Source organism: Amycolatopsis sp. NBC_01480, assembly GCF_036227205.1.
Lineage (GTDB): Bacteria > Actinomycetota > Actinomycetes > Mycobacteriales > Pseudonocardiaceae > Amycolatopsis.
In genome coordinates this window covers 6,772,633-6,788,774 of the sequence record NZ_CP109442.1, presented here as the reverse complement: position 1 = coordinate 6,788,774, position 16,142 = coordinate 6,772,633, and the positions used below count along the sequence as shown (strand labels likewise).

The 16,142-nt window shown below is 72.4% G+C and carries 14 protein-coding genes; 6 read left to right on the top strand and 8 right to left on the bottom strand.

Features of this window, described 5'->3' with window-relative positions:
- Positions 1 to 7 precede the first annotated feature (7 nt).
- Entirely contained in the window at positions 8 to 427 is a 420-nt protein-coding gene (locus tag OG371_RS32405; RefSeq protein WP_329059331.1) for a hypothetical protein, read from the bottom strand.
- Positions 428 to 664: 237 nt separating this feature from the next.
- On the opposite strand from OG371_RS32405, the gene OG371_RS32400 reads away from it, so the two are divergent.
- Entirely contained in the window at positions 665 to 1,096 is a 432-nt protein-coding gene (locus tag OG371_RS32400) for an STAS domain-containing protein (RefSeq protein WP_329059329.1), read from the top strand.
- 14 nt (positions 1,097 to 1,110) lie between these two features.
- On the opposite strand, the gene OG371_RS32395 is transcribed toward OG371_RS32400, so the two are convergent.
- On the bottom strand, positions 1,111 to 4,887 hold the full coding sequence (locus OG371_RS32395; RefSeq protein ID WP_442876190.1) for a Pls/PosA family non-ribosomal peptide synthetase: 3,777 nt from the start codon (positions 4,885 to 4,887) through the stop codon (positions 1,111 to 1,113).
- Between the two features lie 435 nt (positions 4,888 to 5,322).
- On the opposite strand from OG371_RS32395, the gene ftsW reads away from it, so the two are divergent.
- Positions 5,323 to 6,693 (top strand): putative lipid II flippase FtsW, encoded by a 1,371-nt coding sequence (gene ftsW, locus OG371_RS32390; RefSeq protein ID WP_442876011.1) that lies wholly within the window; start codon positions 5,323 to 5,325, stop codon positions 6,691 to 6,693.
- 37 nt (positions 6,694 to 6,730) lie between these two features.
- Positions 6,731 to 7,105, top strand: a complete 375-nt coding sequence (locus tag OG371_RS32385) for a hypothetical protein (RefSeq protein ID WP_329059325.1) — start codon at positions 6,731 to 6,733, stop codon at positions 7,103 to 7,105.
- 45 nt (positions 7,106 to 7,150) lie between these two features.
- Here the strand turns inward: OG371_RS32385 and OG371_RS32380 are convergent, their stop codons facing one another.
- The 4 genes from OG371_RS32380 to OG371_RS32365 all read right to left on the bottom strand — a co-directional run bounded on the left by OG371_RS32380 (position 7,151) and on the right by OG371_RS32365 (position 11,278).
- Positions 7,151 to 7,987 carry an SAM-dependent methyltransferase gene (locus OG371_RS32380; protein ID WP_329059324.1) on the bottom strand — a complete coding sequence of 279 codons (837 nt, stop codon included), beginning with the start codon at positions 7,985 to 7,987 and terminating at the stop codon, positions 7,151 to 7,153.
- A 128-nt stretch (positions 7,988 to 8,115) separates the two neighbouring features.
- Entirely contained in the window at positions 8,116 to 9,267 is a 1,152-nt protein-coding gene (locus OG371_RS32375) for a glycosyltransferase 87 family protein (protein WP_329059322.1), read from the bottom strand.
- Positions 9,268 to 9,368: 101 nt separating this feature from the next.
- A complete protein-coding gene (locus tag OG371_RS32370) occupies positions 9,369 to 10,031 on the bottom strand; it encodes a response regulator transcription factor (RefSeq protein ID WP_329059319.1) in 663 nt (220 codons plus the stop codon).
- A gap of 56 nt (positions 10,032 to 10,087) precedes the next feature.
- Positions 10,088 to 11,278, bottom strand: a complete 1,191-nt coding sequence (locus tag OG371_RS32365) for a sensor histidine kinase (RefSeq protein WP_329059317.1) — start codon at positions 11,276 to 11,278, stop codon at positions 10,088 to 10,090.
- A gap of 99 nt (positions 11,279 to 11,377) precedes the next feature.
- On the opposite strand from OG371_RS32365, the gene map reads away from it, so the two are divergent.
- On the top strand, positions 11,378 to 12,172 hold the full coding sequence (gene map, locus OG371_RS32360) for a type I methionyl aminopeptidase (RefSeq protein WP_329059315.1): 795 nt from the start codon (positions 11,378 to 11,380) through the stop codon (positions 12,170 to 12,172).
- Here the strand turns inward: map and OG371_RS32355 are convergent.
- Both OG371_RS32355 and OG371_RS32350 read right to left on the bottom strand, forming a co-directional pair.
- Positions 12,159 to 13,718: a cytochrome c biogenesis protein CcdA gene (locus OG371_RS32355; protein WP_329059313.1), complete on the bottom strand. Its 1,560-nt coding sequence runs from the start codon at positions 13,716 to 13,718 to the stop codon at positions 12,159 to 12,161. The two genes, map and OG371_RS32355, sit on opposite strands and share 14 nt — an antisense overlap.
- Positions 13,719 to 13,799: 81 nt before the next feature.
- Positions 13,800 to 14,609, bottom strand: a complete 810-nt coding sequence (locus OG371_RS32350) for an MOSC domain-containing protein (RefSeq protein WP_329059312.1) — start codon at positions 14,607 to 14,609, stop codon at positions 13,800 to 13,802.
- A 305-nt stretch (positions 14,610 to 14,914) separates the two neighbouring features.
- Between OG371_RS32350 and fabG the strand changes: the two genes are divergently transcribed.
- A complete protein-coding gene (gene fabG / locus OG371_RS32345; RefSeq protein ID WP_329059310.1) occupies positions 14,915 to 15,676 on the top strand; it encodes a 3-oxoacyl-ACP reductase FabG in 762 nt (253 codons plus the stop codon).
- 5 nt (positions 15,677 to 15,681) lie between these two features.
- Positions 15,682 to 16,134, top strand: coding sequence for a MaoC family dehydratase (locus OG371_RS32340; protein WP_329059308.1), 453 nt, complete (start codon positions 15,682 to 15,684; stop codon positions 16,132 to 16,134).
- The last annotated feature ends 8 nt before the right edge of the window (positions 16,135 to 16,142 follow it).

The following is a 16,142-nucleotide window of genomic DNA, read 5'->3' as shown; positions in this document are numbered from 1 at the left end:
ACGGCGCTCAGAACGCGTCGGCCTGCGCGAGCTGCTGCTCCAGCTCGTCCGCGCGGGCCACGACCGCCAGCAGCGGCCGTTCGAACTCCAACTCCAGGTCCAGCGCGCCGAGCGGCACGGTGTGCTTGACCAGCGCGATCCCGTCCACCACGGCGGCCCCGCCGACGTTCGACGAGCCCACCAGCTCCAGCAGCCGGCGCAGGTCGATGCGGTCGGCCCAGCCGACCGGCGAGGAGATCTCGGCCCACGCGGTCCCGTCGAGGTCCGGCACCAGGTGCACGGTGACCTGCTGGCTACGGCCGTCCTTGGTGCCGAGCCGGAAGCGCACCCAGCCGTCGACCTCCTCCAGGACCTCGTAGCGGAGCCGCACATAGCTGACCACTTCGGCCCAGCGCGCCGCCGTCACCGTCTCAACCCCATCGCCCATGGCGCCAGCTTAACCAGACCATCCGGTCCGGCGCGGGGCCGCCACGTCCGCCATCGGGTGCGACCCTGCCCGAGAGCGGGTCGTGCGGGCCGCCGTCCCCGTAGACTTCGGGCCGACAGCGCCGGAGCGCCCAGCCCTTGCCCTCGCGACGATCGACCGTCATTCCGAGGCCGCCTCCGGTCCCGGGCCGCGTGTGCTGGCGGCCCGGTCCGCGGCCGGCAGAGCAGGAGCCCGACCGTGAAGCTCGGCACCCTCGATCCCCGTCGTTTACGCCGCCCCCCGCCGCCCGCCGCGGCGGTGGCCATTCCCGCGGCCCGGGGCCGGGCCGGACCGCCGACCCTGACAATCACCACCGAGTGGCACGGCCGGACGCTGGTCCTCGTCCTGGACGGCGACGTCGATCTGCACACCGCGCCTGCCGTGCGGGCCGCGCTCGATTCGGCCCTGGCCCGCCGGCCCCGGCGGCTCGTGGTGGACCTGGCCGCGGTCCGGTTCCTGAACTGCGCCGGGCTCACGGTCCTGCTGGACGGGCACCGCTCCGCGCACACCGATCTACGGCTGGTCGCCACGACCCGCGCGACCTGGCGCCCGCTGCAGATCACCCGGGCGCACGAGCACCTGGTCATCCACGCCTCACGGGCCGCCGCCGTCGCCGCGCCCGCCCGGTAGCCCGGAGCCCAGCCCTACCTCGCCGCGGCGATCGGTGAGCCCTGCCACCGGCTGTGCCCGGGCACGGCTTCCGCGGCCATCACCAGCGAGCCGGCGCCGATCGTGGCCGCGGGGCCGACGTGGCTGCCCGGCAGCACGATCGTGCGCGGGCCGAGGGTCGCGTCGCGGTCCAGGGTGACCGGCTCCAGGCGCATGACGCGGTCGTGGAACAGGTGGGTCTGGAGCACGCAGCCGCGGTTCACGCTCACCCCCGCGCCGATGGTGACCAGGTCGGGCTCGGGCAGCCAGTGGCTCTCGCACCAGGCCCCGCGGCCGATCCGGGCGCCCAGGCTGCGCAGCCACCAGTTCAGCACCGGCGTGCCGGCGAACGGCTGGACCAGCGACGGCACCGCGAGCGTCTCGACGAACACGTCGAACAGCTCGTTGCGCCACACGAAGGAACTCCACAGTGGATGCCGCCCGGCGCGGAAACGCCCGACCAGCAACCATTTCGCGCCGGTGGTGAGCAGGCCGGCGCAGAGGCCCGACACGGTGAGCAGGAACCCGCCGGCCGCGGCGGCGAGCCAGAAGCCGGCGCTTTCGTAGAGGTAGTCGAACGCCACGAAGGTCGCGGTGCCCAGCAGCCCGGCCACGATCAGCGGGACGATCCGGCACAGCTCGACCGCGGCCCGGGCGACCCGCAAAGCCTTACGCGGGGCGAAAGTCCGCGCCGGGTCGGGGGTTTCGGCCTCGCGCCGCAGCCGCATCGGCGGGCGGCCGAGCCACGAGCTGTCGTCCGGGACCTGCTCCGGGGTGTCGGACAGCACCCCGATCAGCGCGCCCCGGCCGACGGACCGGCCGGGTCCCACGATGCCCGAGTTCCCGACGAACGCGCGGGCGCCGACCTCGGCCGGCCCGACCCGGAGCCAGCCGCCGCGCAGCTCGTACGGCGCGGCCAGCACGTCGTCGGCGAGGAACGCCGAATCCGCCACCCGCAGCATCCCGGGCAGCGCCAGCACCGTCGACGCCTCGACCGAACGGCCGACGCGCGCGCCGAGGCAGCGCAGCCAGACCGGGGTGAACAGGCTGGCGTAGAAGGGAAAGAGGGTCCGCCGGGCCAGGTCCATCAGGTCGTGCACGAGCCAGGCGGCCCAGCCCGCGCGGCTGTGCACCGGGTGCACCCCCGGCTTGACCGCGACGCCGGCGAGGCGGGTCAGGGCCAGCACGAGCAGCGCGTGGCCGAGCAGGCCGGCGAGCACCATCAGCGGCACCCACCACAGCACGTCGACCATCGCGGTGCCCAGGGTCGTGCCGGACGGCAGGACCAGGACCGCGAGCACCGCGGGCGGGACCGCGGCGGCGGCGAGCAGCAGCGTCCGCAGCGCGCCGCTGACCAGGTACAACGCGGCCCATCCGCGGGAACGCGAGGGCGGCACGGCCGGCCAGCGGTCGTCTGACGGGCGCTCGTGTGGGGCCGCGGGCGAGCCACCCCAGGTGGCGCCGTCCGGCACGACGCCGCCGAGGCAACTGCCGGGAAGCAGGGTCGCGTCCGCACCGACCACGGCGCCGGGAAGCAGAGTGCTCCGCCCGCCGACCCGGGCCCGCTCGCCGATGCGGACCTCGCCGACGTGCAGCACGTCGCCGTCGAGCCACCACCCGGCCAGGTCGGCCTCCGGCTCGACCGCGCAGCCGTCGCCGAAGGTGGCCAGCCCGGTCACCGGCGGCGGTGAGTGCAGGTCCGTGTCTTCGCCCACCGTGCAACCGAGCAGGCGCGCGTACCGGGCAGCGAGCGGAGTGCCGGTGATCGCGGCCGGCCCGAACGAGGCGGCGAACCGTTCCGCTGCCCAGAGCCGCAGGTGAGTCCGCCCGCCGCGGCGGTACTCCCCCGGCTTGATCCGGCCGCGCAGCGCCCGCGCCCCGAAGGCGGCGAGCAGCATCCGGCCCGCCGGGCTGAACAGCACCAGCCACGCGGGGATCAACGCCCACCACGACATCGTCGGCAGCCAAGACTCAGCGACGAACAGGGGCAGCAGATTGCCGATCAGGGCGATCATCAGCAGCCACCGCAGGCCGCCGAAACCGAGCAGGACCAGCTGGATCGCGCACTGGATCCAGCCGGAGTGCCGGGACGTCCGCTCGAAGGAACGGGGCGCCGCGGCCGTTTCGCCGGGTCCGGCACCGAGCACTGTGGACAGTCGGGCCGGAGTGGGATGACGGTAGACGTCGGCCACCGAGATCCCCGGATGGTGCTCGCGCAGCACGGAAACCAGCCGTGCGGCGGCCAGGCTGGTCCCGCCGAGGTCGAAGAAGTCGTCGTCCGGACCGGCCTCGACGCCGAGCAGCTCGCTCCAGACGGCGAGCAGCCGCGCGGTGTCGCGGTCGAGGTCCGCGCGGACGGCCGCCTCGCGCGCCCGCGGCAACGGCCACGGCAGCGCGTCCCGGTCCACCTTGCCCGAGGACCGCGTCGGCAGGTCCGCCAGCACCGCCAGCCGCGGCACCAGCGCGGCCGGCAGCCGGTCGCGCAGCAGACGCGTGGCCTCCGCCTGGTCGAAGTCGCCATTTCCGACGACGTAACCGACCAGCACGTCGATCCCGCCGGCCGTCCGCCGCACGGCCGCGGCCGCCGCCGCGACCGAAGGCAGCTCCAGCAGCGCCGCCTCGATCTCGCCCAGCTCGATCCGGCGGCCGCCGAGCTTGACCTGGTCGTCGGCGCGGCCGAGGAACACCAGCCCGTCCGGCAGCGCGCGGACCAGGTCCCCGCTGCGGTAGCCGCGGTTCCAGCCGAGCGCGGGCAGCGGCACGAACTTCTCGGTGTCCTTGACCGCGTCGAGGTACCGGCCCAGCCCGGCGCCGCCGATCACCAGCTCGCCGGTCTCGCCCCAGCGCACCGGCAGACCGGCCGCGTCGACCACGGCCAGCCGCCAGCCGTCGAGCGGGAGCCCGATGCCGACCGGCTCGCCGGCGCGCAGCCGGGCGGCGCAGGAGACCACCGTGGCTTCGGTGGGCCCGTAGGTGTTCCAGACCTCGCGCACGCCGTCGTCGAAGCGGCGCACCACCTCCGGCGGACAGGCTTCACCGCCGAGGATCACCAGCCGGACGGCGGCGAGGTCGTCGACCGGCCACATCGCGGCCAGCGTCGGCACGGTCGAAACCACGGTGATGCCGCGGTGCCGCAGCCACGGGCCGAGGTCCGCCCCGGTGCGCACCAGCGCGCGCGGCGCCGGGACCAGGCAGGCCCCGTTGCGCCAGGCCAGCCACATTTCCTCGCAGGAGGCGTCGAACGCGACGGACAGCCCGGCCAGCACCCGGTCGCCGGGGCCGATCGGGGCGGCCGGCAGGAACAGCCGGGCCTCGGCGTCGACGAACGCGGCCGCCGCCCGGTGCGTCACCGCGACGCCCTTCGGCCGGCCGGTGGAGCCGGAGGTGAAGATGATCCACGCGTCGTCCTCCGGGCTCGGCGTGGCGCCGGTGCCGCCGGGCTGATTCCCGTGCCGCAGCACGACTTTCCCGCCCGCGCCGATCACCGCGTACACCTGCGCTTCGCGCCAGACCAGCTCGGCCCGCTCGTCCGGGTCGTCGGCGTCGACCGGGACGTACGCCGCCCCGGCGGCCAGCACCGCGAGAATGGCGACGTACAGCTCGGCCGTGCCGGACGGGACCCGCACCCCGACCCGGTCGCCCGCCCGGACCCCGGCGTCCCGCAGCACGGCCGCCCGCCGCCGGACTTCACGATCCAGCCCGGCGTAGGACAGCAGTTGTTCACCATCGTCCAGCGCGGGCGCTTGCGGGTACCGGGAAACCGATTCGCCCAGCACGCTCAGCAGGGTCCGCGACGGCGGCGGTTCAACACCGGAATAGACCGCTGAACCGCTTTCCCCAACCCACTCGGCGGGTGCGGTATCCAGCCTTCTTTCCCGCTCTTCGACCGACACGGATTACCTTCCCTTGAACAATTCACCCCGAGGACCGGCCGCCGACGATAGCACCGGATTACTGGTGAATCACCCGGATCCGCCGCCGCTAATCCTTTGGTCACAGGGAAAACGGACGATCGAGCCCAGACCCGGTCCGCGACTCCGCAAAGCCGTTTCGATTGCCGTGATGCTACGCACACCAGTGCATCCACTAATGAGTGAACGCCAAGGCAGCATGACACACTCCGCAACCTTGCCCGTTTTTACCCCGCCCCGCAGCACACCCGGTTTTCACTCAGCGTCCACTCAGGAGCATCGGTATATCGTCGCCCCGTGCCCATTCCACGCCCGGCCGGTATTCGCCGTGAACACGGCCGCGACGTGGTTTTCGGCACATCTCCCGCCCGGCCTGCCCCGGCCCGCCGGGAAAAGGGGAAGGCCGCCGAAAGCGGGCCCCGTGCCATCCCCGCGGCGCTGGTCGCGTGGCTTTCCCGGCCGCTGGCCTCGTTCCACCTGATCATGGCGCTGTGCGGGATGCTCGTGCTGCTCGGCGTGATCATGGTGCTTTCGGCCTCGTCGGTGTCCTCCGGCGATCCGGCGACCGGCGGCGGGGTCTACGCGCAGTTCCTGAAGCAGCTGATGTTCGTCGGCTTCGGCGGGGTGACCTTCTGGATCGGCCTGCGCCTGCCGTTGCGGCGGCTGCGGCGGGCGGCATCGAGCGCGATGGTGGCCGGGCTCGCGGGCCTGGTGCTGGTGCTCACGCCGCTGGGCGCCAGCGCGGACGGCGCGCAGCGGTGGTTCGTGCTCGGCCCGTTTTCCCTGCAGCCGGTGGAAATCGCCAAGGTCGCGCTGACCCTGTGGGGCGCGCACATCCTGGTCACCAAGGCCGCCGTGCTGCACCAGTGGCGGCACCTGCTGGTCCCGCTCGTGCCCGCGGCCCTGCTGACCGTGGCCCTGGTGATGGCCCAGCCGAACCTGAGCGGCACCATCACCCTGGCCGTGGTGGTGCTCGCGCTGCTGTGGTTCGCCGGCGCCCCGAAACGGCTGTTCGCGATCCTGCTGGCCGGTGGCCTCGCCGGGATCCTGGTCCTGGCGCTGGTCGCGCAGTACCGGCTGGCGCGCGTGCTGTCGTTCCTGTCCCCCGACCAGGACTACAGCGGCGCCGCCTACCAGGCCCGCCAGGCGCAGTACGCCCTCGCCGACGGCGGCCTGTTCGGCCTCGGGCTCGGGCAGGGCCAGTCGAAGTGGAACTACCTGCCGAACGTGCAGAACGACTTCATCTTCGCGCTGATCGGCGAGGAGCTGGGATTCGTCGGCTGCGCCGTGGTGCTGGCGCTGTTCGCCGCGGTGGCGGTGGTCGGGCTGCGGATCGCGCTGCGCAACCGGGACCCGTGGATCCGCATCGTCACCGGCACCCTGACCGTGCTGCTGACCACCCAGGCGGCGATCAACATCGGCTACGTCGTGGGCCTGCTCCCGGTCACCGGCGTCACGCTCCCGCTGGTGTCGTACGGCGGCACCTCACTGGTCGTCACCACGCTGCTGTTCGGGATCCTCGCCAACGCCGCCCGCCACGAGCCCGAAGCCGCGGCGGCCCTGCGCACCCTCGGCCCGGGCCGGCTCGGTGGCCTGCTGCGCCTGCCCGCCCCCGAACTCCCGCGGCGCGCCCCGTCGCGGCCTCGCCGCCGTCCGGCCCGCACCTGACCGGCGCGCGTCCGTCCATCAGCCGGAAGGGGCAGCGATGCCGGAAAACTGGAAGAGCGAACCCGACGAGCACGACTTCCCGGCCGCGCAGGACTACCTGAGCCTGCTCATCCCCGAGCCCGCGGCCGCCGAGCTGGTCGCGCTCCTGCGCGCCGCCGATCTCGTCCACCGCAAGGCGAAGGACATCCTGCGGGCCAGCGGCCTGCCCCTGCTCGACGAGACCGACGCGCACGTGCGCAAGGACTTGCACAAGGCCGCGCACGGCACGGCCCTGTCCCCGGTCCTGCTGGTCCGCGGTGGCAGCCACCCGATCCTCGGTACCGGCGCGCTGGTGATCGCCGACGGCTACCACCGCGTCTGCGCGTCGTATCACCTCGGCGACGACACGGACGTCCCCTGCCGGCTCGCATGAACCAGGCGCGTCCGTCCACAAAGGAGCACGCCGGTCCCGAAAAGATCAGGGCTTGCGGGCGATCCCACCGGCGATGATGCGGTGCGCGACGCCGATCGGCTTGAGCTGCGGCCCGTCCGGCCACCACTGGTACAGCGGGACGATACCCGGCGGGACCAGTTCCAGGTCGCCGAACAGCTCGGCGATCTCGGCCTGGGTGCGCCAGGTCGCGCCGCCGAGGGAGCCGCGGGCGACGGCGTCCGAGAGCTGGCGGGCAGCGTCGCTGTCGGCGGGCTCTTCCGGGTCGAGCAGGTGCGAGATGAGCACGTACGAGCCCGACGGCAGCGCGTCGATGTACTCGCGCATGACCTCGGCCGGTGCGTGCCGGTCACCCTTGTGGTGGTGCAGGGTCGCGACGAACGACAGCGCCAGCGGCCGGTTCCAGTCCAGGTGGCTGCGCGTGGTCTCGTTGTCCAGGATGCTGCGCGGGTTGAAGACGTCACCCTCGACGTAGCGGGTGAATTCGTTCTCCTCCAGCAAAGCGCGGCCGTGCGCGGTGACCAGCGGGTCGTTGTCCACGTAGATCACCCTGGTCAGCGGGTTGATCCGCTGCGCGACCTGGTGCACGTTCTCCGCGGTCGGCAGGCCGGAGCCGCAGTCGAGGAACTGGGTGATGCCGGTCTGGTTGGCCAGGAACCGCACCGCGCGGACCAGGAACATCCGGTTCTCGCGGGCCACCTCGATGACGTCCGGCAGGGCCGCGGCCATCTCGTCGCCGGTCTTGCGGTCGATCTCGTAGTTGTCCTTGCCGCCCAGCAGGTAGTCGTAGACGCGCGCGACGCTGGCCCGGTTCTGGTCGACGCCGACCGGGGTGTTCGGGTCGGCGACATCGTTCGACGGCATTTCCAGGACCCTCCTGAGTGCGTGGCGGCAGTCGCACCGAGAGTAGCCCGGTGGGGCAACCGGGCGAACCCGGACCCGCCGGGCTTTCAGCCGAACGCAGTAGCCGCGGCCCGGAACTCCGGCGGCGGTCACGGCCGGGCCGCGAGCTGGTCCGGGACGGTCCGGCCACGCTCGGGCGACCGGATCAGCAGCCGGACGGCGAGGACCGCGCCCGCGGCCAGCGCGGCCAAGACGTACGCGTTGCCCAGGACCATCTGGATCGGGTTCCAGGACAGTTCCCGGGATCCGCCTTCGGGGACCGAGGCCGTCGCGACGCCGGTGAACACCGCCGCGACCCCGGCCAGCGCCGCCCACCGGCCCGCGAGGTAGCCGGCCAGCGCCACCACCCAGATCCAGTGGTGCGTCCAGGAAAGCGGGCTCACCACCAGCGCGCAGCCCGCCGTCACGAGCAGCGCGGCCCGCGGATCGCCGCGCCGGTGGAACTCGCGCACCAGCACCGCGCCGAGCAGCAGGCACAGCGCGGCCAGCGCGGCGTACCAGGCCATCGAAGTCACGCCGAACCGCGCGAGCACCCCGTGCAACGACTGGTTCAGCACCCAGCCCACGGAATCGGCGTTGCGGTTGTCCACCACGGCCGAGGTCCAGTACCGCACCGAGTCGCCGGGCAGGATCAGCGCCCCGAGCGCGCTCGCGCCGGAAAACGCCCCCAGCGCCCGGAATCCGTCGGCACGGCGGCCGGTCAGGAACAGGTGCGGGATGAAGATCAGCGGGGTCAGCTTCACCGCCGCGGCCAGCCCGATCAGCACCCCGCCGTAACGACGGTCTCGCGTCGGCAGCACGTCCCACACCACCAGGACCATCAGCAACGCGTTGACCTGGCCCAGCCCGATCGTGCGCCACACCGGTTCCAGCACCACCAGCAGGCCGAGCAGCAGCACCGGCTCGGTCCCGGACAGCCGGCGCAGCACCGACCACAGCGCGAGCACCGTGCCCACCGCGAACAGCAGCCAGACCAGCTGCGCCGGGAGCACCGCCAGCGGCAGGAACAGCAGCCCCGCGGCAGGCGGGTAGGTGAACGGCAGCTCCAGCGCCGATTTCGGGTCCAGCGCGAGCAACGGCTCGTAGAGCGGCTGTCCGTGCAGGACCGCCAGCGCCCCGGCACGGTACACCGCGCTGTCCACCCCCAGCGGCAGGCCGCGCAGCCAGTGGTAGCCGGCGATCCCGGTCAGCCCGGCGATCACCGCGAACAACCCGATCGAAGCCTTTTTCCCTTGTTCCACAAGGAAAAACTAGGCAGAAACGGCCATCCGGTCATCGGTCCGGAGAGCCATCTTCGGCTGCCTCCGCGGTAGCATGACGCGAGGTTCGTGCTACCCGGGTATCACTCGCCCGGCACCACGAGCTTCGCCTCGTAGGCCAGCACCACCGCCTGCGCGCGGTCGCGCAGGCCCAGCTTGCCCAGCACCCGGCTGACGTGGGTCTTGGCCGTCTGCTCGGCGATCACCAGCTGCCCGGCGATGTCCAGATTGGACAGTCCCTGGGCAATCAGCCGCAGCACCTCCAGCTCGCGCGCGGTCAGGTCCGCCAGCCGGGCCGCGTCCTGGGTCCGCGGCCGCCGCCCGGCGAAGCCCGCGATCACCCGGCGGGTGACGGCGGGGGCGAACAGCGCGTTGCCCGCGGCGACCATCCGGACCGCGGCGACCAGGTCGTCCAGCGGGGAGTCCTTGAGCAGGAACCCGCTGGCGCCCGCGCCGAGCGCGCCGTAGACATACTCGTCGGCGTCGAAGGTGGTCAGCATCAGCACCCGCGGCCCGGATTCGGGGTCCCCGCCGAGGAGCTGCCGGGTGGCGGCCAGCCCGTCCAGCTCCGGCATCCGGATGTCCATCAGCACCAGGTCCGGCCGCAGCCGCCGGCACACCGTGACGGCCTCGGTGCCGGTGCCCGCCTCGCCGACCACCTCGATGTCCGGCTGCGCGTCCAGCACCGCCCGGAAGCTCTGCCGCACCATGGTCTGGTCGTCGGCGATCACCACCGTCACGGCCATCGTGTTCCCCCTGGGTCCGTTCAGTCCGGTCAGTGTCGCAAACCCGTCACTGGACGCTAGTCGAGCGGGACGGTCACGGTGACCGCGAACCCGCCGCCGTCCCGCCGTCCCGCGGTGAACGTACCGTCGAGCGCCGCCGCCCGTTCGCGCATGCCGAGCAGACCGTGCTTCTCGCGGCCGCCGGTCTCCTCCGGCGCGCTCGTGACGGCGCCGGTGTCCTGCACCGTCAGCCGCAGCTCCCCCGGTCCGATGTGCACGAACACCTCGACCGGCGCCCCGGGCGCGTGCCGGACCGCGTTGCTCAGTCCTTCCTGGACGATCCGGTAGGCGGACAGTGCGACACCGTCGGGCAGGACGCCGTACTCGCCGTCGCGCTCGAACCGGACGTCGGTGCCGGCCGCGCGGACCCGTTCCACCAGCTCCTCGATCCGCTCGGCGCCGGGCTGCGGCTCGGTTTCCGGCTGGGCCTGCCCGTCGCGCAGCAGGCCCAGCATCCGGCGCATTTCGGTCATCCCGGTGCGCGCGGTGTCCTGGATGGCCTGGAACTCTTCGCGCAGCCCGTCGTCCAGCCCGGGGAACCGGTAGCGCGCGGAGTCCGCGCGCATAGCCAGCACCGACATGTGGTGGGCGACCACGTCGTGCAGCTCACGGGCGATCCGGGTGCGCTCCTGGAGCACCGCCCGGCGCGCGGCCTCCTCGGCCAGGTCGCGCTGGGTGCCGCGCAGCCGCGAGACCAGCCAGCCGAACACCAGCGGGATGGCCAACAGCACGGCGATCGGCAACAGCTCGTCGGGCAGGTTCGCGTGCAGCGTGCTGACCCCGACCGAGATCAGCCACACCCAGGCCAGCACCCCCGGCCGGTGGTTCCGGCCGACCGCGGTGAACACCGGGATCGCCGCCAGGGCCAGGCCGCCGGCCCACGGCCAGCCGAACCGCGCGTGGTGCCCGTAGAACTGGTCCGCCAGCGCCACCACGACGATCAGCACCCGCCAGGACCACAACGGGTGCACCAGCGTGAGCGCCACGGAGAACGCGGTGAGCGCGACGGCCAGGAACAGGACTCCCACGTCGGCGCGGCCGTTCGGGAAAAACGCCAGCACCCCGGCCACGACGGCGAACAGCCCGATCAGCGCCCGGTGGGCCTTGCCGGGCGCCGCCGCCGGCTTGCTGCCGCCCGCGACCGCCTGCCACAACGCGCTCGCCGCCCCGCGCCCGGCGGCGGCCAGGGGCGCACTCGATATCTTCATCGACGGCGACCCTACCCACTCGGGCCGGTATAGTTATACCGGCAACTGCTAACGTGCCGGGTATACCTACACCGGCACCCTGAGGTACGCGAGGTTTTCGTGATCGAAATCAAGACGCCTGCGGAGATCGAGCGCATGCACGTGACCGGGCGGTTCGTCGCCGAGGTGCTCACCGAGGTCGGCCGGATCGCCGACGTGGGCGTCAACCTCATGGACCTGGAGCACCACGTGCGCGGCATGATCAAGCGGCGTGGCGCGGAGTCCTGTTACTGGGACTACTCGCCGTCCTTCGGCGAGGGCCCGTTCCGCAACGTCATCTGCCTGTCGGTGAACGACGCGGTCCTGCACGGCCTGCCCCACGACTACGTCCTGCGCGACGGCGACGTGCTCACCGCGGACTTCGCGGTGATGATCGACGGCTGGGCGGCCGACTCGGCGCGCACGGTCATCGTCGGCACGCCGGCCGAAGAGGACCAGCGGATCATCCGCGCCACCGAGGAGGCGCTGGAGGCGGCGATCGAGGCGGCCCGCGCGGGCAACCGGCTCGGCGATATCTCCGCCGCGATCGGGGCGGTGGCCGAGGCGTACGGCTACCCGGTCAACACCGAGTTCGGCGGGCACGGCATCGGCCGCACCATGCACGAGGACCTGCACGTGTCCAACAAGGGCCGCCCGGGCCGCGGCCTGAAGCTCCGGCCGGGCCTGACCCTCGCACTCGAACCGTGGTTCGCCCGCACCACCGACCGGATCATCTACGACGAGGACGGCTGGACCATCCGCTCGGCCGACGGCTCGCGCACCGCCCACTCCGAGCACACCGTCGCCATCACCGAGGACGGGCCGCTGGTGCTGACCCGGCGCGAGGCGGAAGAGCCGCCGGTCAGCCGAAAGTGAACGAGTAGGCCTGCAAGCCGGGGCTCAGCGTCAGCGTCACGGTGCCCTGGTTCGGAGTCGGCGTCTGGACGACCGGGTGGATGTCCGGAGTGCCGGACACCTTGATGCTGCGGGTGACCCCGCCGGCCGAGGCAGTGACAGTGCCCGTGCCGCCGACGTCGAGGTACACCGTGGCGGCGTCGTAGTCCAGCGTCAGCGAAGCGCCCTTCCCTGCGGCCAGGTACTCGTCGGTGGCGGTCCACTCCCCGTGCTGCGTCACGTCTTGGCTGCCGCCACGGCTGGAGCCCAGGTAGATTTCGGGCGTCTGCAAGGGATTCGACGGCGTGGTGTCCGGCAGGTCCGTGCGCGGCGGGAGGGTCTGCGCCGGCCGGGCCGCGGTGAGCAGGTCGCGGATGAGGGATTCGGTGCCGTCGTAATCGCCCTCGCCGACGGATACGTGCCGGACCTGCCCGTTGGCATCGGAGAGGTACTCGGCCGGCCAGGACTGGTTGCCGAACGCGTTCCAGGTGGCGTAGTCGTTGTCGATCGCCACCGGGTAGGAGATGTGCTGGCGCGCGACGCTGTCGGCGACGTTGGCCGCGACGTGCTCGAACGCGTACTCCGGCGTGTGCACGCCGACGATCTCGAGGCCCGCGTCGCGGTAGCGCTGGTACCACGCCTCGACGTGCGGGATGGCGCGCTGGCAGTTGATGCAGGAGTAGGCCCAGAAGTCGTAGAGCACGACTTTCCCTTGCAGCGCAGGGGGTTTGCCGCCGGGGGTGTTGAGCCACTGGCTGATCCCGGCGGTCTGCGGGGTGGCGCCGCAGTCCTGGAGCTCGGCGGACGGCTGGCACTGCTGGAGGCTGCCGCCGCCGAGCCGGTCGGCGCCGAGCGCCTGGTTGAGGCTGGCGGTGTAATCGGGGACGGCGCGCTGCAGCACGTCAGTGATGTTGAAGGTGAGCGCCACTGCCAGGGCGATCACCACCAGGCCGGAGATGAACCGGACCCGCCGCTGCCGGTCCCGGAACGCCTTGACCCGCTCGGCCACCCGATGCCCGGCGAGTGCGAAGAACAGCAGCGGAATCGCGGTGCCGACAGCGAAAGCGACGGTCAGCGCGACGGTGGAGACGCCGATGGTGCGCGTCGCCCCGGCCACCGTGATCGCGGCGAGCACGGGACCGGCGCACGGCACGTACACCGTGCCGAGCGCGAGCCCGAGCACAAACGCGCCCCGCTGCCCCGGCACGGATTTCCGGCCCAGCCGCACGAACGGCCGTTCCAGCAGGTCCTGCACGCGCGGGAACATCATCGCGACCCCGAGCACGACCAGCACCGCGAGCCCGGCCCACCGCAGCACATCCCCCGGCAGGTGCAGCGCGGCGAGCACCAGCGTGCCGAGCAGCGTGACGAATGTGAAGCTCAGCGCCAGCCCGGCGACGATGAGGAACGGCCGCCGCCGGCTCGGCTCGATGCCCGCGCCGCCGGTCATGAACAGGACCGGCAGGACCGGGAGCACACAAGGGGAAATGCCCGTGATCAGGCCGCCCACCAACCCGATCAGCGCCAACGTAATCAGGGTGACCTCCTCGGAACGACCACCGGAGCTTAAGCGGCCGGAGGAGTCCCGCGGCGGGTCGCCGCGTGGTGGTCAGGGATTCGTAACAACCACGGCGTCGCCGGCCCGGACAAGGCCGCCACGGACGACTTCCGCGTAACAACCAGCACAAGGCTGGACGCCGAACCCGGGCACGTCGATCCGGTTGCCGGCCAGCAGCGCGCGCACGGCGTGCGGGGCGCGGGGCAGCCCGCCGTGCTCCAGCGTCGGGACCGCGCATCGGGGCGTCGGCAGGACGATCCGCAGGACCACCTCGCCGCCGAGCCGGATTCCCTCGCCGACCCAGTCGTTTTCGACGTACGGCGGGGTACCGGGCGGGGTTTCGATCAGGAGATTCGGGCGGTAGCGGACATATTCCGTGCCGACCGCGCCCACCGTGGCCGTGGTGATCAGGTGCACCGGCGCGTAATCGACGAACGTCTCCCCCGGCGAGCCCTGCCCGATCTCCAGGGTCGCGGCCGCCACTTCGGCTTCAACCCCTTGTGCGAGCACGTCTTCCGGCTCGGGCCGCTCCACAGTGGCAGCCTCGGGCCGCTCGGCGGACATCCGGACCGCCCGCCCCAACGCGGTCGAAAGCAGCCCGTCCGCCGCCGGGTCCTCGGCGTCGACGGTCCAGCCCGACGGGGAGGTGATCCGGGCGCTGCCGCCGTCCACCGTCGCCGAAAACTTGAGCAGGTCCCGCCAGAGCCGCGGATGTTTGGCTGTCGCGACCAGCCCGGTCACCTCGTCGATCAGCGCGAACCGCCGGTCGCCGTCAAGACCGCTCGCCGCGAAGCCGGCCTCCCCGATTTCCTCGCCGAGCATCGATTTCACCGGATAGCGCCACATCTTCGCGATCTGCATCGGTCTTCTCCCGGCTCTCCCCGGGGTCAAGGGTGAACCTGTCGACCTAACCTGTCAAGTGTTGTCGACCAGTTAGCCAGTGGCCGGAATGGAGCAGCGGGCCCCTCATTCAGACCCTCGCGTAATTCGCATGATAAGCGTACGCTTACCGCCGCTGCCCCGGGCGACGGCGGCGCCGGTTGGCTACGATCCGGGCACCACCACCGCGGCTTGCGGGGCGGGGCACCGGGTTGTCCTCCCGGCGAACGTCAGCACGGTCCCGGCAGCAGCGGAAACCGCTCTTTCTCAACGACGAGGAGGTCCCCGTGACCGATTCCCCCTCCCGCGTGGCCATCGTGACCGGGGCCGGCCGTGGCATCGGCGCCGCGGTCGCGCGCCGGCTCGCCGCCGACGGGTTCGCCGTCGGCCTGCTGGACCTGGACGAGGCCGGGGTGAAACAAGGCGCGGAAGCGATCGTCGCCGACGGCGGGAAGGCCGTCGGCGTGCCGCTCGACGTCAGTGACGCCGAGCAGGTGGACGCCGCCGTCACCCGCGTCGCCGAGGAGCTCGGCGCGCCGACGGTGCTGATCAACAACGCCGGCATCACCCGCGACAACCTGCTGTTCAAGATGACCGAGCAGGACTGGGACTCCGTGCTGGGCGTGCACCTCAAGGGCTCGTTCCTGATAGCCCGCGCGGTGCAGAAGTACCAGACGCAGGAGAAGTGGGGCCGGATCGTCAACCTGTCCAGCACCTCCGCGCTGGGCAACCGCGGGCAGGTCAACTACTCCGCGGCCAAGGCGGGCATGCAGGGCTTCACCAAGACCCTCGCCATCGAGCTGGGCAAGTTCGGCGTCACCGCGAACGCGATCGCGCCGGGCTTCATCGCCACGGACATGACCGCCGCGACCGCCGAGCGGATCGGCATGGGCTTCGAGGAGTTCAAGGCCGCGGCCGCCGCGCAGATCCCGGTGCAGCGCGTCGGCACCCCCGAGGACATCGCGAACCTGGCCTCGTTCCTGGTGAGCGACGGCGCCGGCTTCATCTCCGGCCAGGTCATCTACGTCGCCGGCGGACCGAAGGACTGAGGGCCATGCGCGTGTTCTCCGACATCTCCGAATTCGCCGGCGCGGTCGGCGAGCACCTCGGCGAGAGCGACTGGCACACGATCGGCCAGGACCGGGTGCAGCTGTTCGCCGACGCCACCGGCGACCACCAGTGGATCCACCTCGACGCCGAGAAGGCGGCGCAGGGCCCGTTCGGCGCCACCATCGCGCACGGGTTCCTCACGCTGTCGCTCATCCCGATGTTCGGCCCGGAGATCTACCGGGTCGACGGGCTGAAGATGGGCATCAACTACGGCCTCAACAAGGTGCGCTTCCCGCAGCCGGTGAAGGTCGACTCGCGGGTGCGCGGCAGCGCGGACCTGGCCGAGGTCACCGACGTGCCCGGCGGCAAGCAGGCGGTGGTGCGCTGGACCGTCGAGATCGAGGGCGAGGCCAAGCCCGCCTGCGTCGCCGAGATGGTCGCCCGGCTGATCGCCTGAGCCGGGCC